Annotated in this window: 14 protein-coding genes; 8 read left to right on the top strand and 6 right to left on the bottom strand. The window is 51.3% G+C overall.

Features of this window, described 5'->3' with window-relative positions; all coding sequences use genetic code 11:
- Positions 1-507: 507 nt before the first annotated feature.
- Together LKK83_RS12420 and LKK83_RS12415 are read left to right on the top strand one after the other, a co-directional pair.
- Positions 508-768 carry a DUF4212 domain-containing protein gene (locus tag LKK83_RS12420; protein ID WP_324631459.1) on the top strand — a complete coding sequence of 87 codons (261 nt, stop codon included), beginning with the start codon at positions 508-510 and terminating at the stop codon, positions 766-768.
- 416 nt (positions 769-1,184) lie between these two features.
- A complete protein-coding gene (locus LKK83_RS12415) occupies positions 1,185-2,765 on the top strand; it encodes a WD40 repeat domain-containing protein (RefSeq protein WP_324631458.1) in 1,581 nt (526 codons plus the stop codon).
- 59 nt (positions 2,766-2,824) lie between these two features.
- On the opposite strand, the gene LKK83_RS12410 is transcribed toward LKK83_RS12415, so the two are convergent.
- The 3 genes from LKK83_RS12410 to LKK83_RS12400 all read right to left on the bottom strand — a co-directional run bounded on the left by LKK83_RS12410 (position 2,825) and on the right by LKK83_RS12400 (position 9,932).
- Positions 2,825-3,631, bottom strand: a complete 807-nt coding sequence (locus LKK83_RS12410) for a TPM domain-containing protein (protein ID WP_324631457.1) — start codon at positions 3,629-3,631, stop codon at positions 2,825-2,827.
- 623 nt (positions 3,632-4,254) lie between these two features.
- A complete protein-coding gene (locus LKK83_RS12405) occupies positions 4,255-4,623 on the bottom strand; it encodes a DUF1823 family protein (RefSeq protein WP_324631456.1) in 369 nt (122 codons plus the stop codon).
- A 101-nt stretch (positions 4,624-4,724) separates the two neighbouring features.
- Complete coding sequence (locus LKK83_RS12400) at positions 4,725-9,932, bottom strand: nSTAND1 domain-containing NTPase (RefSeq protein WP_324631455.1); 5,208 nt, start codon at positions 9,930-9,932, stop codon at positions 4,725-4,727.
- A gap of 690 nt (positions 9,933-10,622) precedes the next feature.
- Between LKK83_RS12400 and LKK83_RS12395 the strand changes: the two genes are divergently transcribed.
- Entirely contained in the window at positions 10,623-10,832 is a 210-nt protein-coding gene (locus tag LKK83_RS12395; RefSeq protein ID WP_324631453.1) for a hypothetical protein, read from the top strand.
- A 1,001-nt stretch (positions 10,833-11,833) separates the two neighbouring features.
- Here LKK83_RS12395 and LKK83_RS12390 read toward each other — a convergent pair.
- Positions 11,834-13,213, bottom strand: a complete 1,380-nt coding sequence (locus tag LKK83_RS12390) for a P-loop NTPase fold protein (RefSeq protein WP_324631452.1) — start codon at positions 13,211-13,213, stop codon at positions 11,834-11,836.
- Between the two features lie 138 nt (positions 13,214-13,351).
- Between LKK83_RS12390 and LKK83_RS12385 the strand changes: the two genes are divergently transcribed.
- From LKK83_RS12385 to thiD, 5 genes are all read left to right on the top strand, one after another.
- A complete protein-coding gene (locus LKK83_RS12385) occupies positions 13,352-13,489 on the top strand; it encodes a hypothetical protein (protein WP_324631451.1) in 138 nt (45 codons plus the stop codon).
- Between the two features lie 205 nt (positions 13,490-13,694).
- Positions 13,695-14,501 carry a cell division protein FtsQ/DivIB gene (locus LKK83_RS12380; RefSeq protein WP_324631450.1) on the top strand — a complete coding sequence of 269 codons (807 nt, stop codon included), beginning with the start codon at positions 13,695-13,697 and terminating at the stop codon, positions 14,499-14,501.
- A gap of 220 nt (positions 14,502-14,721) precedes the next feature.
- Positions 14,722-15,999, top strand: coding sequence for a cell division protein FtsZ (ftsZ, locus tag LKK83_RS12375; RefSeq protein WP_324631449.1), 1,278 nt, complete (start codon positions 14,722-14,724; stop codon positions 15,997-15,999).
- Positions 16,000-16,003: 4 nt separating this feature from the next.
- Positions 16,004-16,210 (top strand): hypothetical protein, encoded by a 207-nt coding sequence (locus tag LKK83_RS12370; protein WP_324631448.1) that lies wholly within the window; start codon positions 16,004-16,006, stop codon positions 16,208-16,210.
- A gap of 13 nt (positions 16,211-16,223) precedes the next feature.
- On the top strand, positions 16,224-17,063 hold the full coding sequence (thiD, locus tag LKK83_RS12365; RefSeq protein WP_324631447.1) for a bifunctional hydroxymethylpyrimidine kinase/phosphomethylpyrimidine kinase: 840 nt from the start codon (positions 16,224-16,226) through the stop codon (positions 17,061-17,063).
- A 79-nt stretch (positions 17,064-17,142) separates the two neighbouring features.
- On the opposite strand, the gene LKK83_RS12360 is transcribed toward thiD, so the two are convergent.
- Positions 17,143-18,162 (bottom strand): SGNH/GDSL hydrolase family protein, encoded by a 1,020-nt coding sequence (locus LKK83_RS12360; RefSeq protein ID WP_324631446.1) that lies wholly within the window; start codon positions 18,160-18,162, stop codon positions 17,143-17,145.
- A 354-nt stretch (positions 18,163-18,516) separates the two neighbouring features.
- The gene (locus LKK83_RS12355; RefSeq protein ID WP_324631444.1) at positions 18,517-19,506 is read right to left on the bottom strand and encodes a DUF1848 domain-containing protein; all 990 of its coding nucleotides are present in this window, start codon (positions 19,504-19,506) and stop codon (positions 18,517-18,519) included.
- Positions 19,507-19,576 lie beyond the last annotated feature (70 nt).

Genomic DNA, 19,576 nt, shown 5'->3' with positions numbered 1-19,576 from the left:
GTGAGTCCTCACGGCGTGCAGCTAACTACCGTAATAATACGGAGATTGTTTCCGTAAAATTACCCGGTGCCAATTTCTAGAGTGGGTCACAGAGGGGTCCTTGTGCCGTTTCCGGAACCTCAATTGTATTAATGGTAACCGCAAAACTGTTGCCAAGCAAAAATCCCATGTTTGCTAGCCCTGTATGGGTTCCAATAAAAAAGGGCGATGGGGGATACAACTAAAACTTATGAAAGGAAAAGCAAACAGGGAGAAGAAAGGAAAGAGCGCCTATTTTCAGAGTAAAAAACCGGGGCGATCGCCACGATCCCCGGTAGGGAGTGCGGAGAAAAGCAAGCACAAAAGATAAACTGGCCAACCTGGGATCGCACTCACCCGCTTGCCTGCGGGAGTGACGGTGGGTGCCCGACAGATGGAAGTCAAAGCGATCCCGACCCCCTAGCGCCAAAGACAGCCGCCATGTATGCTGATGACACGACATTTATTCCGTGGAATTGAGACCCGACTATGGATCGAGAGCAAAGACGCGCCTATTGGCGTGCCAACAAAGCCTTAATTCGGAATCTGTTACTCGTGTGGGCATTCGTGTCCCTAATTTGCGGCATTTTGCTAGTCGAACCCCTGAACAACTTTCAGATTGGACAAGTCCCCTTGGGATTTTGGATAGCGCAGCAGGGGTCAATTTATGTGTTTGTGGTGCTAATTTTCATTTATGCCATCGCAATGGACAAACTCGATCGCAAATACGACATCCACCGGAGAGATTAGATTATGTCCGTAGAAGCTTGGACCACCCTATTTGTTTTAATTTCATTTATTCTGTATCTTTACCTTTGGCTACATTTTGAGCGTAAAATTTTATGGACTCGATCCGTGGTTTTTCGGTATTTCTGCGGAAGGCATTGGTACCGTGGGCATGGTAATTAACTTTGCAGTGACCTTGGTCGTGTCGCGCCTGACCCCGCCACCGCCCCTCGAAATTCAGACGATGGTGGACATGCTGAGATCGCGGCTGAGACGAACCCATAGCGCTGGAAGAAATGGACCAAGACCATCTGGATTAACAGGGGTAGGAAACTCAGCGCGAGGGATGGGCGAAGCGAAAAATCGCCCATTTTTCATTCGGGGTGTAAGGTTAACGCAATACCAATCCGGCGATCGCCGACGCCTGGATCTGGAGTCGGATGGATGGGAATCAAAGCAACACTGTAAAATTTTGGGGAGAGCGAGAAAAGCGACTGATGGACTGGACGACCCCGCTGAAATTCCAACAAGCGGATTTTGTAAAACGGCTAAAACAGGATCGAAGCAACCTGCTGCATTGCGAAACCCAAGGGCTTCATAGTGAAGTGGTCACCGTTTCCGATGGGTGGTTGAAAAAGATTCGCGCCACTTGTCGGAAGAAAGTGCTGCATTGCGAGCAATCCGTGCCAGTAGGAGAAATTTTTCGCGATCGCTTGCGCCATCAGTTAGGGGTGGAAGCGATCGCCCATTGCGTAGAAGGGTTAACCTTGCAGGTGGATCCGCGACCGGCACTAACCTGCCAAGTTAACGACAGTTTAGCCTTGGAAGAGAATCCCCAAATCAAGGTGCAGGTTGCCGCGATCGGAGGTGGGTGCGATCGGCTCGAGTGGATTCTCGAGCGAGAAAAGATGGAAAATCATGCAGCGGTGGCATTGATTTGGATCCCAGAAGCGATCGTCGAGACGAGAGAAGAGTACCCGGTGATTTTAGCTGGTTTTTTGCCCACCGAGGCGATCGCCGGGGAAGAGCGTCGCATTTGCGTGACCCTCGATCGATTGCTTTATGCCGGTGGACTCGCCGCCTACGTGCAATCGCAAAAAACGCAAGTGGGTGCTTCGCAATGGTTGCATATCCTCAAAGGAGCCTCCAGCTACGTTTATCCCGTCGGGATTAGTGCCGATGGACAGACCGTCGCCAGCGGAAGTTATGACGGCACCATCAAGCTGTGGAAATTGAGGGATGGGGAATTAACTCAAGCGTTAGGCGGACATTCCTGGTCATTTTATCCGCAATCTGCTGGTAGTGGGGGGCAACCCCTCGCCAGTGGCAGTACGGAACGGACATTAAATGAATGGCACAAGGGAAGTGGAGAGTTTGTTCGTACCCTTCCCGGACATACCAGTGGGGTTAGCGCGATCGCCATCAGCGAAGATGGAGAATTGCTCGTCAGTGGCGGATATGACGGCAGCATCAACATTTGGAATCTCGATCGCGGCGAACGGATCCAGAGCATTGCCGCCCATGCCGGCACCATTCGACCGATCGCCATCGGGCCGAAACGAGAATTTTTGGTCAGTGGGGGAATTGACAAACAGCTCAAATTGTGGGACATACAGACCGGCCAATTGATTCGTAGTTTCCCGATGAATAGCGATGCCGTGATTTCCCTGGCCATTAGTCCTAACGGGGAAATGCTCGTCAGTGGGTCCCAAGATGGGATGGTAAAAATTTGGGATTTGCGGCAGGGGAATTTAGTGCGGGCGATCGCCGCCCATTCCGGGGTAGTGCGCGCCGTGGCCATGAGTGAAGATGGCAAAACCCTGGCCAGTGGCAGCATGGAAAAAACGATCAAACTGTGGGATATTGACAGCGGCGATCTACAAAAAACCCTGACCGGTCATGGCGATCCCACCTTGGTTTTCGCCGTCAAACCGGAAGGTCCCACCCTCAACTTGAGCGTATTCCGTCACCGTCAACCAGGATGGGAAAACCGCTTCGGAGTAGAAACCAGCAGAGAGTGAAGGGGGGTGAGGCGCTTCCAGCTTAACCCGCACCTCTCATCTGCACATTCCCCCTGGGGTTAGGTTTCCGACGCCGAAGAGCGACCCAACATCGGGGTCAGATAAGCCGCTAAGGCACCAATGAGGAACCCGAGGATATTGCGAAGCAGTGGCAACCAATCCGAGGTACGAGAGACCACCGGACCGATGCCGAAGGCGAGAAACAAAATTCCCCACAGTGGCGAGAACATCAGTGCCCATTGCCAGGAAAAGGCTTGTCTTTCTTTGCGCGGTTGACCCGCAAATCCGAAGACGATGCCACCGAGTGTGGCGGTGATCAGGGTGAGGATCCACTGTTCCCGGGGCAATCCGGGCACCACGCGGCATCCCCCCTCACGCAGACAGGATTCGATGGTGTGCAAGGATTGCAGGATGGATTGGTCTTCACCGTTATCGCGGACGAAGAATTGATTGCCGTAGCGGGTTTGCAGTTCGATCCAGAAGGTGCGCGGGAGGAGGGGATAGAGTTCGTCGCCGACATTGAACCCCAGCAGGTTGCCTCCCCGAGGGTCGGCAATCATCAACACGCTGCGATCGTTGAGACCCCAGTAGTCTTTCACCGCACGACCCGGGGTGCGATCGTATTGGGTTAAGACCCGCAGTTTCCAGCCGGTTTCGGCTTCAAAGTCCTCGAGTTCTTGGATGAGGTTTTCTTTTTGAACGTTGGTTAGGGAGTTCGCCAGGTCGATGATGGGGGTTTGCACCTCGGGGAGTAAATCCGGGTTCTCGTAAGCACCGGCAGGATTTGGCGCGATCGCCCAAGTGACTACACTCAGAAGCAAGGCGGCGACCGATATTAGCAGTCTTTTGGAGAATAGCTTTTGCATTTCAGGCTCTATAACAGTTTCGGGTTTGCTCTCGGGAGTGGTGTTGCTTAACGGGGTTGAACGCCGTTCCCTCAGAAACTTAATAATTGTTTACAGTTTTTACCTTCCCTTAATATTACGCATCCAGCGCCAACCCCGTCAATCGCAATTCCCTCAAATTTCCTCCCCCTGCAAATTAGGGATGCGGCGAGACCCGCAAGACTGGCTAGCTCATCCCTAGACGCGCGATCGCCAAACTCACCTAAGTACAAATACTCAAGTTTTCCCGCACCATTCCACTGCCCTCTCTCCTACAATTTTTCACCTAAATTGCATATTAAATTGTTACCCTTATTCGGATTTTAATCAGCTATATTGCGTGGGTGCGTTACCCCCCAAGACTATCGTACAGTTTGCCCATTTATTAGCTTTGGGGGGGTAACGCACCCTACAATTAACACAGGGCTATGCCATCTCCCTAAGTTTTATTTAGTTGGATTATTTTTGTTTCCAAATAGGAGAATAATCGAGTTAAAATTGAGGCAAGATTGGTATGGTTTTGGCTGATATGGTTTCCCAGGCTGACGCCTGGGAAAACGGGATATAAAGGAGGTCAAACCGGGCGATAAACGGTTATCAGCGGGTTACTGGGAATTGTCTTTTAAATAACTTAACAACCAATTCACCATTGTTGCGCGACGGGTGAGACGGGGAACCAATTCGCCCACTTTATAGCCGGTAAAGCCCAACTGTTCTTTGAGCAACTGCTTATTTTCTTTAGGAATAGAGCGAGTTAATTTAACGGTTGCCGGTCGGCTGGCGATAAAATCCGGAGGTTCTGGATAAGCCTCGCGCCAAGCAGGGTCTACCTGAGTGGCGTCCCAGGTTTGAGTAGAGTCATCATAGCGATAGCCCAAATAATGCCAGACCAAATGATTGGTAGTGGCATCGTCAATTTTATCGTGAATAATATCCCAGAGGGTATCGGTATTGAGAGGGGGTAAATCGGACATCAGTCAGAGAAGAGAATGGATAGTTTAGATGAAAAAGCGAGTCGAGGCAGAGGGGAATTGAGGGTTCCCCAAACGCCGGGAGGGGGCGATCGCCACCCGGGTCAAAACAGTTCTTCCAGGGGATTTGGGGAAGAATTGTTTTGAAACCGTTGTTCCTTGAGAGTTTCCTCGCAAAGGGTGCGATCGCGACTGCTGATATTATTCGAGTATTGCAGATAATCGTGCAACCAAGTACAAGCGCGGCGGGTTAAATCCTCCAGATCCAGATTCCAGAGAATCACCGCATGGTCATCCCCCGCCGAAGCAATAGTTTTACCATCGGGACTAAAGGTGACATCGAGGACCCCAGAGGTATGACCTTGGAGGGTTTTGAGTAGGGTTCCGTCTTTGAGACTCCAAAGTTTTACCGTATTATCCCAACTTGCCGAAGCGAGGAGACGACCATCGGGAGAAAACGTCACGCTTTCCACACTATCGCTATAGCCTTGCAAAAGGGTTTTAGCCAAAGTCCCGTCCAGGTTCCAGATTTTCACCGTATTGTCCCAACTTGCCGAAGCCACCAACTGACCGTCAGGAGAGAAAGTCACGCTAGTGACGTAGGATTGATGGGGGTTAGATCCGGCCAAAGTTTGCAGCAAGCGACCATCAAGACTCCAGAGTTTAACCGTGCGATCGTCCGATGCGGAAGCGAGCAAATTTCCACGGGGAGAGAACGCCACACTATTGACGCGATCGCCGTGACCTTCGAGAGTTTTGACTAAAGTGCCATCCAAGCGCCAAATTTTCACCGTGCGATCGCGAGAACCCGAAGCAATGTACTGACCGTCCGGAGAAAAACTCACCGCATAGATGCGATCGCTGTGACTTTGAAGCGAACCGCAGTCCTCCGAAGCCACCGCATCCCCCAAACTAGGATCCACCAACGTTTTCAACAGTCGTCCATCGCGACTGCTCCAAATTTTCACCGTACAATCTTGAGATGCGGAAGCAATCAACGGGTCCACCGGAGAGAAACTCACCCGAAACACGCGACCGGTATGACCCTCAGGCCCGCTTAACGTCATCACCTCCTCCGCATCGCCAGTTCCATCTGGATGCCAGAGTTTCACCGTATTGTCCCAACTTCCCGAAGCGATCGATTCTCCATCCGGGGAAAAACTCACGCTAGTGACGCGAGACTGGTGTCCCGCCTGGCCGGCCAACATCTTCAAAAACCGATCCTTATCCTTGAGTCTCCAGAGGCGGACCGTTTTATCAAAACTAGCAGAAGCCAACGTGGTGCCATCGGGACTAAAATTCACAGTAGTGACGCGACCGCTGTGACCCTGGAGGGTTTTGACCAGGGTACCATCGAGTTTCCAGAGTTTAATCGTATTGTCATCAGAAGCAGAGGCAAAAAACTCCCCATCCGGACTGAAACTGAGACTAAACACCATATCCTCGTGAGCTTTCCAACTTTTGACCCCAGTGCCATTCAGGGGAGTGACGCGGATGGTGCGATCTACGCCAGCAGAGACCAGATGAGTGCCATCGGGACTAAAAACGACCACCGTCACCCAATCCTCGTGTGGCGGGAAAGTTCTCGCCAGGGTGCCATCTCGTCGCCAGAGTTTCACCGTTTTGTCATCGGAAGCCGAAGCGATGAACGCCCCATCCGGACTAAACGTAACCCAGTTAACCGACTCCCCGTGACCGACCAACGTATTGACCAAACTGCCGTCCGAGGTACGCCAGAGTTTGATAGTTTTGTCGTGACTGGCGGAAGCCACCAATTTGCCATCCGGGGAGAAACTGACGCTATAGACGCTATTTTGATGGCCGGTGAGGGTGTGGAGAAGGGTACCATCTCGGTGCCAGAGTTTAACCGTGCGATCGCGACTGGCGGAAGCAATGAGCTGACTGTTGGGAGAAAAGCTAACACTGGTGACTTCTTGGGCGTGACTGATGCCATCTTCCTCAGGCAAAGAAGGGTCTACAAACGTAGCGCGTTTTTTGCCGTTGCGATTCCAGAGTTGCACCTTATTGTCGTTGCCCCCGGAAACGATTAATTCGCCATCTGGGGAGAAATTGACGCTCCACACTTCTGCGCCATGACCTTCCAGGCGATTGCGTTCTTTCACGCCATACACGGCTTGTTGGAGAGCAGCGATGACGCGAATTTTAGTTTCCGCATCCGGGTTTTGGGCCTGTTTGAGTTCTCGCCACGCGCGCAAACTTTCCATCAGGGCATCAAATTCTCGATTGGAAACAAACAGGGCTTCGCTGGAGGCACTAATGGCAGTAATTTGAGCGTTTTCCACGCTGATATTGGCCTGTTCTTTTTTGACCAGGGCAAAGGTTCCAGCTATAGCGAGTAGGAATACCGCAAAAGCCAGCCATCCCCGTTGGTTCTTGAGGATTTGATTGCTTTTTTCCAGTTCTACTTGAGTCATTTTTTTGGCTTCTTCCGCTTTGAGCAAACGAGCTTCTGGCCCAAAGTCTGTTTCGTATTTTTGACGAACCGGGTAAACGAGATAATCGTGGACGAGTTGATAGCGATCGCCGGATTCTTCCCGATGGGTAAAGACCAGACCAGCTCCTTCGAGGATTTGCAAGATGGAGTCTAGTTTATCACCTTGCATGTTGGCGGCGGTGGCTAATTCTTCTTTGGTTTTCAGCGGGCGGGTGTTTTTTTCATCCGTCAGACCGTACAGGAGTTCCCACGCATTTTTTTCCTGTTGCGGACCGCAATCGCGAACCACTTGTACTAGGGAACGTCCGATTAAGATTTCTTTTGGGTTTGCGCCGAGTTGCTGATAGCGTTCCAGGGTGGTAATGGGTTCTTCTTCATCTTGTAATTGGGCACCGACGAGCTGTAGTTCAATCGGTCTGACCTGTCCCATTTCGCTAGCTAAATCCTTGACCAATGCATCAATTAATTCGCTTTCTAAGTAAAATTGAGAGCGTTCGGTCAAGGTGTTAATGACTTCCCGGGCTTGGTCTTGCGAAAAGTCGGCCAGATGATAGCGAATTTCTTTGCTGAGGATGTCGTTATTAATGGCATCGAGTTCGCAAAATCGTTCGCATTCGAGGAGATAATATAAAAAGTCCGTTCGTAACGAGAGGATAACCTTGACAAAGGGAATGTCGAGGCAGGTTTTCAAAAAGTCATAAAATTCCCGTCTTTTTTGTGGGGATTTGTTGACAAAAAAGAATTCTTCAAATTGGTCGAAAATGAGGACCACGATCAGATTGCGGTCGATGTGGCCACGCAATTGAGCGATCGCCGCCGAGGCGGTAGATTCAGACTCGGAGGGGCTATCGTCATGGGGGGGGGACTCTGCCAAAGCGGGAAAAGAGAGGCGCACCGCTTCCTGGAGGTCGCGGGAGAGGGTTCCCATCCAATCGGTGTAAGAGCGAACGATAATCGGCAAAGCGATGCGATCGCCCAGGGAACGTCTTTGCAGGGCCGGAACCAGACCTGCATGAACCAAAGAGGACTTTCCGACCCCGGAATCTCCATAAAGAATGGTCAGCTTTTTATCCGCACGATTCATCCGTTCTAGCAAGCGTTCCACATCTTGCTGACGACCGGCGGCGGCGAGAACTTGTGGGGGTGCGGGAGCATCGTCCCAGGCAAATTGAGGTGGGGGAAAAGACGGTTTGGGGTCGTTGGGGGAAGCAGTTTGCGGTTGCAGCAAACCCGCGCCAATGAAAGCGCGGAACCCGTAGAGAGTTTCGATCGCCCGCAGTTCGAGTTTAATGTGAAAGGCTTCGAGATAGTTTTGTGCGTCGAAGTAAAGCGATCGCAGCAGCTTGAGAATGGAGAGGTAAAGTTGCGGATCCCGCGCCGGATCCGCCTCCACCCGAGCCAGATGAAGGATAGAAATGACGTCTTGGGAGGGAAGGAGTTGCGATCGCGCCCCCGGGCGTTTGGGCGATCGACGGATCGAGGTATCCCGAGAAGCGGCATCTTTCACCATTGCGCGCGCCAGCAAATAAAGATACAACCCCCGATCCTGTCGCTGGGGGATAGGTGCCGCCGCTAAGGTTTCAATGGCGGATTGAGCGAATTCCTGGCTCGGATTCCACTGATGGCGAGCCTGTGCCACTTGCGCCAAAAATCCATAGTCGCGGGCTAACTGCACCGGCTGGTGTTGATGCAGGTGCAAGCCTTTTTCCGCCTGTTGTTGCAGTTCGTCCCACTGTTCTAAATGGGTCAGCACTTCGCACAGCAGGGGGAGAAAATTCGCCACCGGAGAGGGCTGTTGCTGCGGCACAAAAATGTCGATGCACTGTTGCAGGCAATTTCGCGCTTGTTGCCAATGTTGTTGGCTTTGGGCTTGATGTAATTGTGCATTGCGACAATGGAGTAGGGCGAGGTGAAATAGTAAGATGCCCCAGCGCGAGGGGTAAGACGCCAGATTTTGCGTCTCTTCCGGGGGTTGGGGGGAGAGCTCAGCCAGTTCGCGTTCGGCTCTCGGCTGCCAAATTCTCAGGCTGTGTTGATAGTGGGTGAAGGCGCTATCGAGGCGATCGCGGCAAAAATCATCTCGCCCTAAGACGAACTGCACGCTGGCTTCTAAGTCGGGATCCAGGATGACGCCACGACTGTGCAAATCTTTGAGTGCCGATTCGATTTCTTTGCGCGCGGCGGTGGGGGAGGGGTGACACCACTGGTATCCACTTTCTGCGCTCAGGGTCAATAACAGTCGTTCTAACAGGTCCCGGGCTTCTCGCTCGAGTAGTTCGAGCAAGCGCTGCGTGGGCATTTCAAATTTAATCGAGGTCGCCGCCCAGCTTTTGAAGTCCGGTGCAAAGCGAATCAGGGAGGCTAAGACTTCTTCGGTGACCCACAAGACGAGGGGGAAGGGAAAGTTTTTGCGAAACTCATCGCGGACTTGATTGCTCGAAGCGAGTAGCTGGGGGATGGCGATCGCCGAGTCTAAGCCAAATATTATTACGGCTGAGGGCGCTTTATCCGAGAGGGCTTCGCGAATGGGGGTGTAAAGGCTGGTGGCGGTGGGCGGTAGAACCACAGACACCAGAGAATTCTGGCGCAATTTGGGATCCTCTCGACACAGTTGTTTGAGGCGAGCGACCATTTGGGCTTGCAAAGCGGTATAGTTGCACCGCACCAAAATCAGAGAAAAGTGCCCTTGGGACAAGGCGATCGCTCTGATTGTGGTTTGCAAGGAGCGATCGTTATAAATGGCTATCTCATTAGGTCGGTGCGGGTCTGTCATCTCTTCTGTTGTTCTGCTTTGCACAAAAGCCAAATTATTACCAAACCAGCACCCTTGTTCGTTATGGTATTTTACTGTTGCCATCACTTTCGTGCCATTCTTAGCATCTGAGTTCCAAGCTTTGCGATCCCCGAACCGTGCTGTGGGACACCTAAAGTGTTGCAGATTGTAAAATTCCGCTTGACAGCTAACTACTGTGCTGGCGGATCTTGGCTCCCGATTTGACTGCGATCGTCGCTTGTCTTGAATTTCTCTCCCGAGTTCAAATGGAGGTGGATTCTCGAGCGCGTTTTAGATCCAATCGTCAAACCTCTGGAGCAGTTTTATCCTGGCTTCGGTCGTTTCATCCTTATTGACACAGCCAGATAGGCTCTGATTGAAGATGGCCCAGTTGCGCCATTCCACGAGCGAGCTTGGTTGGCAAACAGCCTCCCTTACTAATGTTCAACGGTTCAATCCGAACCCTGCTTTTCATATTGCTCGTCTTGGCTATGGTGCGAATTTTGTCTCTCCATTGCATTTTTTCAGTTTCCTTTTGTCATCCATATTATAATAGAAGCGTTAATTTTACAAAAAATTATCCTCGGCTTTTCTGCAATACAATTTACGGCTTTTCACGGATTGATTGGAATATGAATTCCAGGTCGTCAACACTTCATTGGTCAACATCGGATCGAGTTGGATCGCAGGATACTTGGTTGAGATTATGGTTTGATGGTACCGAGAAAGTTCGCCATTGGATGAATAAAAGAGCCAGTTGTTCAGCCGTCACAATTGTGCAATATTACTTTTTCGTCAGATAAAATTTTGACCCAAAAATCAGGTTATTCAGGGATGGCTATTCGACATTTATTCGGGACAATCAGACGCGATTTTGGAGAAATTGTTGCCGCAATTTGGGAAAAACCGCGTTTCGTTAAAAATGCCTTTCTCTCTTTGCATTCTGGGGAGATTGAAAGGGCGGATTTAGGGCGGGAAGCGTGACAATCAAGAGGGGAAATTTTAACCCTGAATAGGGGGCGAACCGCCGCCGCCAGTTTGGGAGAGGCAGATCGTCGTCTGGGGTGGCTTTAGGGGCAGCAGGGGGATGTAAGTCTGTGCCAGTTTTATGGGGCGATCGCGGGGGATACTTGCATATTTTTGCTAACTGTGCGGTGTCATTCCCTGCCCCTGTGGGGAATCAGTTCGTTGTTGTTCTACCTCAATGATTTGAAAATCCCCCTGGGGATTAACCCTCCCGGGGCTTTGTTTTTACTACACTTTAACCGCTTTGTCTTCTATCCGGGGATAGGCTTATCCCCCTCAACCGGGAGCAAATTCCGCCACATCATCGGAAATCCGCGAATTTTTCCCGTTTGTTTACTGAGTTCATTATGATTCCCCAAGGGGGAACTTACAAGGGAAAACCCTCGGATTGTTAAGCTAAGTTTTCAAGCGGATATCTGGTGGAGGCTGGCGGCGATCGTCGTTAGGAAGGTGAAAATTTTACCAGGGGCGAATTTCTAAGCGGGTTCCGGGAGATTTTGTCTGGTACAAATTTCCTTATTTCGCCGATTTTGTTAGTGTATATTTCAATGGAGTGAATAAATTTACCAGACTGTATGAATGGAGGGGAAAAAAGGTGATAAAATTTGCCAAAAACGTTTCAATAAGTGGATATAAAGGGTTTGTTTGTTGTAAAAACAACCGGAAATAGCAGCTGCTGATGCTAGTAACGCCTGGATTGTCGAATTGGCAAGCCCCTCGTGGCGTTAAAAAGCGTGCCACGAGGGGATAATAACTGCCCGAACGAGGTAGCAAAAATATCCCCACAGTTAAAGACTTTTCGGGGGAAAGAATTGGGGGGGGAGGATGGGGATGGGGAGAGAAGACGCGCCATATGAGAGAGAGGGCAAAATAACGGTTTTGCCAAAGCGCGGATTGAAGAAGTATTCTGAGGATTTTTTCAGACGCCAAAGCCGAAAAGAGGGGTTAATATTCAACCCTCAACCCTGACGGGTTTGCCAAGTTTTAAACTTAGCGGCTTCTGCCAAAGCCGGATTAATCCAATACCAGCGGCCATCGCGATCGCGGTATTCAAATAAAAACATGCTTCGCAGCAAAATTTGATAATCTTCATCTCCCCGGACACTGCCCTGTTGCAACGCTTGGAACAATAATTCCCACTCATCATCAGTAATAGCAGCAATCAGGTCATCGCGGTATTCCTTAATCACATTTTCGAGACACTGACGAGAGAAAGGCGGGTCTTGTTGTTGCAAACAGCTATAAAGCAAACCGAGTAAATTCCGCACGTGGCCGCCACTGACACAACAAAGACGATCCAAAGTTTCTGGGGTATCGAAGACGAAATCGATTAGACTGAGACGTTCAGTGGGTGCCACATAAGGAAAAGCGCGGGCGAGGACCATTTGTCTGAGCAGATTCATGCCCTTGTCAAACATATTGCCATCGCGAGAGTGAACTGGAACCATTGGCAACACTTTTGGTTTAACGCCAAAGCGAGAACTCAATCTGCCGAGATCGTTCGAGAAAATCAGAGCCAGAGGAATAGTGTAAACCATATGGCAACTGAGTTTCCGCAGTTGTTCGCCGCGATCGACAAATAAATATTCTGGTTGAGTGCGACCCGAGGGTTTGCGAGAACTGTCAACCCGGTCGAGATTATCCACAATAACCACCAGACCGGTTTTTCCTTGCTGCTTAAGCAACTCATTGGCCGGTTCGAGTAACTCAGTATTAATTGCTTCTAAAATATTATTTGTTCGGGGTTCGAGATATTGTCGCAGTTGATGGCGCAGTTTGGGGCTATGTTTGGCTTTCGCGGTAATCGAGCCAATCCCGCCGGGAAGGGAAAAGCCGAATTCTCCCTCGGAACTGGCATTAAACGTGCCAACACCGGGAATCGAGGCTTCGCCGGTCAGTTCGATAGGAGTTTGCAACATCTCAGCGGCACCTTGGAGTAAATCCTTAAAGCCATGTTTGGGTTGCAGAGTGATTTGAGACTCTTCCAAGCTTTCGGAGACCTGACGAGCAATGCTGAGCAAGATTTCAGTGATATCCACATCAGCCATATCCAAATCATGGGAAGATTCGAAATAGACCACGTGAAATCCTTGTTCTTCTAACTCTTTTTTGAGGCGGAACAGCTCGGTGGACTTTCCGCAACCGATATGTCCGGTAAAGAGTTGGCAAGTCGGCTCATCTCCAGACAGCAAAGAGATGGTGCGTCCCAATTCGCGAATGATGTTGCCTCCTCGGACCGAGGAAAAATCGATATAGTATTGCCGATCCTCCTGATTGCTCATGTCGAGGGTTTTGCTTGGGTTACAGGCTTTAAAAAATCGCGGTAAATCTAATTTCATCGGCGTCTAAACTCCCAAATGGCGTTTTCCTTGTCAAGTATAGGTGGCTCTGAGATCTCGAAACCTGCTGATGGTGATAGGTTTCTCGACAAACTCAGGCATAAATACATTAAGCAGGGATCGCGCCCGGATGCCCGGATGATACCAGAAGGATTTTCCAGTGGATGGCGCATCGATCGCCAACAAGCTGGGGTGGCGAAGCCGAAGCGTCTGCAAAGCGAGTTGCAAGGGCATTGCTCCCGTGGAGGTTTGGGGCGTCAGGTAACGGTAAAATAGAGCTTTAGCGTTTTGAAAGAAAGATGGGGCGATCGCCCTGTGTGATTTTTGAGCAAAAATGTTCATCCTAGATCAGTGCGATCGCGTTTGGTTGGTGGAGATAGAGATCGACTCCCAACCCATTGGTTAGGGAGATGACGATAAACCAGGATTAATGTTTAAACACCGTATGATGAGCTGTAATTAGCATAAATGAGAGGTAAAGATGGGTACCATCCAATCAGTCTCTCAGTCTGAATTAGCGCGTCGCCGTCGTCAGTTGCGGCGCAACGCCCGGATAAAAGCGTTTCAGCGCAGTTGGCAATTGTTGGCGGTGAGCGCGCTGACGGGAGGATTGATTTGGGCAACCACATTACCGGGATGGGTGATTCGCCAACCGACTCAGGTGGCGATCGTCGGTAATCAATTGCTCTCGGCGCAGGCGATTCGGTCCCTGGTGCCGTTATCTTATCCGCAATTTCTGTTAGAAGTCCGCCCGCAAGCGTTAGCTGAGGCGTTGGAGTCATCCGGCCCGATCGCGATGGCTCGGGTGTCGCGTCAGTTATTTCCGCCTCAACTGAGGGTGGAGGTGCAAGAGCGCTATCCGGTGGCGATCGCCACCTACGGCAATTCGGCATCCGAATCGCTCTCTACCGAGTCGAGGGTGGGGTTGCTCGATGAAAATGGGGTGTGGATGCCCCTAGAGAGCTATACGGCGATCGAAACCAGTCTGCAACTGCCGTCGCTCAAGGCGATCGGCAATCCAGCGGAGTACCGCCCTTACTGGGCTGAGGTTTATCGCGCGATTCGTCAGACGCCGCTGAAAATTCACGAGATCGATTGGCAAGATCCGAGCAATTTAATTTTGAAAACCGAAATCGGACCGGTGCATCTCGGTCCTTACGGCTCTCGCTTTGCCACTCAACTCAATGTGTTGGCGCAAATGCGGCAACTGCCGGATCGGATCGATCCGGGGCAGATTGCCTACATTGACCTGAGCGATCCGGATTCTCCTTCTTTGCAACGCCGATAATTGTCCCTTGGCGCATCCGCGACGCCCGCGCGGATGCAGCCCCATGCCAAGGGTGCTGGAGCCACCTGGATCCGGCAGGGGCAGGCGGGAAGGTCAGACCCCCCTTGACAAATTGTCAGCATTTCTTACTGGTATGGTTGGTGTTCTCGGACAACTTAGCCTATAGTTGACCTTGAACTGCCTTAAATTTAGAAGTTGTATTTCAATATTCCCAATACCAATGACACTTAATAGTAAACTAGGGGTTGGAAATGAAAGCCCTCATTCTGAAGAACAATCAGGATTTCCCTTGGCAGTGGACAACTCCAATCCGTTTAACAACACAGGGTTAATATTGGGTCAGAATCGCGATAACCGGCTCCCCGGGGAAGAATCCAGGAGTAACGATATTGTGCCGAGTAGTGTAGCCAAAATTAAAGTGATTGGCGTCGGCGGCGGTGGGTGCAATGCCGTCAACCGCATGATTGCGAGCGAAGTCTCGGGCGTCGAATTCTGGGGCGTCAATACCGATGCCCAAGCGTTAGCGCAGTCTTCTGCGACCAAACGCCTGCAAATCGGTCAAAAATTGACACGCGGTTTGGGCGCGGGCGGCAATCCGGCGATCGGTCAGAAGGCGGCGGAGGAATCTCGCGATGAGATTACTCAAGCTTTAGAACAATCTGACTTGGTGTTTATTACCGCCGGTATGGGCGGTGGTACGGGTACGGGAGCCGCTCCCATTGTGGCCGAAGCGGCTAAGGAGGTGGGCGCGCTAACCGTCGGGGTCATCACTCGTCCGTTTACTTTTGAGGGTCGTCGTCGCACGACTCAAGCTGATGAAGGGATCGCGGCGCTGCAAAGTCGCGTGGATACTTTAATCACGATCCCGAACGATAAGCTGCTGTCGGTGATTTCGGAACAAACGCCGGTGCAAGAGGCGTTCCGCGTGGCGGATGATATCCTCCGTCAGGGGGTTCAGGGCATCTCGGATATCATTACGATTCCGGGTCTGGTGAATGTGGATTTCGCTGACGTGCGGGCGGTGATGGCGGATGCCGGATCCGCTCTGATGGGGATTGGTGTGGGGTCGGGTAAGTCTCGCGCCCGGGAAGCGGCTTTGGCGGCGATTTCTTCGCCGTTACTGGAATCTTCTATTGAAGGGGCGAAAGGGGTCGTGTTTAATATTACCGGCGGTACGGATCTGACGTTGCATGAGGTGAATGCGGCGGCGGAAACGGTTTATGAAGTGGTGGATCCGAACGCGAATATTATTTTCGGGGCGGTGATTGACGAACGATTGCAAGGCGAAATCCGCATTACGGTGATTGCGACTGGATTTTCTACCGAACCGCAAAGTGTCTCTCCGGCGGCTAGAGTTACGCCGGTTCCCCAACCTCAACGTCCGACGCCAAGCAGACCTGCCGCAACTCCACCGCCGACTCCGACTCCGGAACCTCGTCCGAAAGGTCCGGGTTTGGATATTCCCGATTTTCTCCAACGGCGGCGTCCTCCGCGTTAGGGGAGTGGCTGTTCGCCCCTTTGGGCCGATCGCGAATGGGGTGGCTGGTGTTTTGGCTTGGGTTTTGGGGCAGGATGGATATTTGGGCAATACGGGCGATGCGGCGATCGCCCGTTGTTTTTTCACGATCGCTTTCTCCCCGCTAATCCCAACCCTGACGTCTGTTTTTTTGTTTGACAACTTGCTGCTGGCCAACAGCGGCATCCTGTAGGAGCAATCCGCAAATGACTGTCAATGCTTTCTCAACTCCTCCCGTGGCGCTGACGATCGCTGGTTCGGATAGCGGTGGCGGCGCGGGGATCCAGGCGGATTTGAAAACCTTTGCTTTTCACTGTGTCCACGGCACCAGCGCCCTCACTTGTGTGACGTCGCAAAATACCTTGGGGGTGGCGCGGGTGGATGCTCTGCCACCGACAGCGGTCATAGCACAAATTGATTCTGTTGTCAAGGATATTGGCGTGCAAGCGGTGAAGACGGGCATGCTCCTGAACCGGGAGATTATTCAGACGGTGGCGCAACAGGTGGAGGCGCTACAGTTGCCGAATCTGGTGGTGGATCCGGTGATGGTGTCCCGGGCGGGGGCGCAGTTAATCGACGATGGGGCGATCGCGATGTTGCGCGAATCCCTGCTGCCATTGGCGGCGATCGCCACCCCCAACCGCTATGAGGCTCAAATTCTCAGCGGCTTGACAATTCACACTTTGGATGATATGCGCTCGGCGGCGCAACGGATCCATCAGTTGGGGGTGCCAGCAGTGTTGGTGAAAGGCGGGGGGATGGCCGGGGAATTGTGCGGTGTGGATGTGTGGTTCGACGGCGATCGCCTGGAAACCTTGAAAACCGCGCGAGTCGATACAAAGAATACTCACGGTACCGGATGCACCTTGTCGGCGGCGATCGCTGCGAATTTGTCCTTGGGGTGCGATCGTTGGTCTGCAGCGAACCGTGCGAAAGCTTACGTCACTTCGGCACTGCACGCCGCCTTAAGTATAGGCGGCGGACAAGGCCCGCTGGGTCATTTCTTCCCCCTGCAGGAAACCTCGGCTAATCTCAAACCCCTTTGACAATTTCCGGCTGACGGTGCCCCTGCGAAAAAGTAGGGATCCGACATGAAAACAGTTGATTTTTCGGTTCCTCTAAACCCTACTCCTTCGCGGAAACCTCTTGTGGGATTGCGCGAACTTGCTTGCGTTTGCGATCGCGCATCGCACCCGCACCGAAGACGCCGAAGCCTAATATTGCCATACCAGAAAAAGGTTCCGGAACCGATGCGGGTTCTTCCTTCTCCAGGGCCATAAAGGCGAATTCTCCCAGGTTCTCGTGCGAGGCTGTGGTGGGATGGATGTCATCCCAAAATGCATACTCACTCGGATTATCGCACGCAACCCCCGTCTGTGAGTTCAAGCAAGGTTCGGTGACGTTTGTGAACCCTAAACTTGCCGGATCGTTCAAAAGGCGATCGAAGATTGCATTCACGTCAAAACTTGTCAGCTTGACATCCGTAGGGAGAGTATTCTCCAAACTGTTAAGCGTCCCCGCTAAACCTGCATTATGAAGCCGAGTCAAGTCATTCAGGGAATCGGAAACTTCTGTATTTTTCGTGCGCGGTAGACTGCCCAAATCCGGCAGGTTAGGGACTAAGAAATTTTTGGCTTTATCATTGGCAAGAGAAGCGATCGCGGTGGATAAATTAGCCACGGATTGACTGGGGTCGGTAACGCCCGCATTCAGATAATCATTGGGTCCGGCCCATACAATATAAAGAGCGTTGGGATCGAGGGATGCAGGGGGATTCGTAAAGCTATCGATCTGGGCTAGCAATCCCGGTGCCTGAGATACAGTAACGTTCGTTTCTCCTGTTGTCGCACCACCATAGGCAAAATTTGTTTGCGGATTAACGCTTAAATTCAGATCCTCTGCTAGATATTCTACCCAAACCGGGCCATTAGAAAAACGTCCGTTAAAGTAAGGCGGACTGGGTGGAATTTGCCCCTCAGTCTGTTCAAATAAATTACCCGTATCGGAGAGGCTGTCGCCGAATACATACATCTCGCTAAAACTGGCAGCCCTTGCCGAAAGGGGAAACAAAAAAGATAGCAGGACAACTCCACTTGCTGCTAAAATGTTTTTTGGCCGGGTAAATTTTCTTTGACTTCTATTCATCTCTTACCTCTACAATAAAATCACATGTTACCCTCCCCTAAATTGCACGCAAACGGGGAGAGACTAGGTAAATTTTTTCACGGTAAGGGAATAATCGTCATCTTGCCCGAGTTGGAAATTCTGAGAGGCAGGGGAGAGGTGATTCTGCTTTTCGGGTGAGCTGCCGCAATTTCAGCGATTTTCAAACCCAATCTATTGGGAGTAGACAAATGAAGAGATTTGTGGTAATAAAGCCAAAGACTTTGCCCGCTCTCTGAGATAAACCCCTTGTTTGGCAACAGAGATTTAAAGGGCGATCGCGCTGTAGGGCGGGCAAAAAGTGGCACAGAAGCAAAGGGAGATCGCGGGGCATGTTTAATCAAACAGGCTTTTTTGAATTCCTACAGGAGAAACAGACCTCACTTTCTTCTGCTGCTTCGGTTTTGGCTCTTTTGTCGTCAGATCGACACCGCGTAGTTTGGGGGGTCTCCACAGTACGGTATCTTCCGGATCGTGGCTGCGATATCGCTTTAAAGCCGTGTCACGCTTATTGGTGGCATAGCAATAGCTACAGCCAAAAATACAGGTGTCATAGGCAGCAATATCCACTGATTCTACACAGCCACAGTCTTGGCGCGTGGGGGCAGATTTGAGGCGCAGGTCGGAATCGGATCTGAGCATTCTAATAATATCGATATCGATACAATGCGCTTTTTCCAAACCTTCCACAATTAACGCATCTTCGCAGCAGGAATATAACTTGATTCCTCGGGGTTTGGCAATCTCGCGTAGTTGCTCAACCAGTGAGCGTTTTTCGTCTAGGGAAGGGCGCTGAAACTTTACGCCATGCGTTTGGGCAACTTTACCGAGGTTGCGTTCTGTTTTGCCGTAAAAGTCAACAAATGAAAAATAGCAGCGTCGGGTATAGCCTTCTAGCTGGCGAGTGAGGAGGTCGAATCGTTCTAAGTGATAAGAGGGCGGGGTCGCGTCGCTAAGTACAATGGGGTCGTAGCGCCACTGCACGCGATCGGGAGAAAGACGCCGGGACAATTCTTGGAACGTTTGGATGGATACCTCCAGGGGCGGATTGTGGCTTTCTATGATTTTTGGATAACCGATAATCGTGAAGTGAAAGTAAAAGCAATAACCCTGCTGGTGTAGGAAATCCAGGTGTGGGAGTAGGGGTTTCGGGTTGCGAGTCCAAAAAGCGATCGCCAAACAGTCCTCTGGTAACAGCGAGACGCGGTACACCTTGCTGCTGAAGGGGTTAAGCCAGTGACAGAACCCAGCGTGAATCCGGTTGAGGAACCACTTGGAGTAGAATGCGGGAATATCACTCCGACGACTGGCGCTAATCATTTTCATCGAAAATTAGGGGTTGGTAAGGGGGGCGAATGGAAACCCCTGTCATTTATGTATGGGGAGGAATTCGCCC

This window comes from Phormidium sp. CCY1219 (genome assembly GCF_035615515.1).
GTDB lineage: Bacteria > Cyanobacteriota > Cyanobacteriia > Cyanobacteriales > Laspinemataceae > CCY1219.
The sequence above is the reverse complement of the archived record's forward strand: the minus strand, read 5'-3'. Positions and strand labels throughout refer to the sequence as shown.

Bases quoted from the DNA above. Each gene is read 5' to 3' on its own strand.
- LKK83_RS12420 (WP_324631459.1), top strand. From the start codon at position 508: ATGGATCGAGAGCAAAGACGCGCCTATTGGCGTGCCAACAAAGCCTTA.
- LKK83_RS12415 (WP_324631458.1), top strand. From the start codon at position 1,185: ATGGATGGGAATCAAAGCAACACTGTAAAATTTTGGGGAGAGCGAGAA.
- LKK83_RS12410 (WP_324631457.1), bottom strand. From the start codon at position 3,631: ATGCAAAAGCTATTCTCCAAAAGACTGCTAATATCGGTCGCCGCCTTG.
- LKK83_RS12405 (WP_324631456.1), bottom strand. From the start codon at position 4,623: ATGTCCGATTTACCCCCTCTCAATACCGATACCCTCTGGGATATTATT.
- LKK83_RS12400 (WP_324631455.1), bottom strand. From the start codon at position 9,932: ATGGCAACAGTAAAATACCATAACGAACAAGGGTGCTGGTTTGGTAAT.
- LKK83_RS12390 (WP_324631452.1), bottom strand. From the start codon at position 13,213: ATGAAATTAGATTTACCGCGATTTTTTAAAGCCTGTAACCCAAGCAAA.
- LKK83_RS12385 (WP_324631451.1), top strand. From the start codon at position 13,352: ATGATACCAGAAGGATTTTCCAGTGGATGGCGCATCGATCGCCAACAA.
- LKK83_RS12380 (WP_324631450.1), top strand. From the start codon at position 13,695: ATGGGTACCATCCAATCAGTCTCTCAGTCTGAATTAGCGCGTCGCCGT.
- ftsZ (WP_324631449.1), top strand. From the start codon at position 14,722: ATGACACTTAATAGTAAACTAGGGGTTGGAAATGAAAGCCCTCATTCT.
- thiD (WP_324631447.1), top strand. From the start codon at position 16,224: ATGACTGTCAATGCTTTCTCAACTCCTCCCGTGGCGCTGACGATCGCT.
- LKK83_RS12360 (WP_324631446.1), bottom strand. From the start codon at position 18,162: ATGAATAGAAGTCAAAGAAAATTTACCCGGCCAAAAAACATTTTAGCA.
- LKK83_RS12355 (WP_324631444.1), bottom strand. From the start codon at position 19,506: ATGAAAATGATTAGCGCCAGTCGTCGGAGTGATATTCCCGCATTCTAC.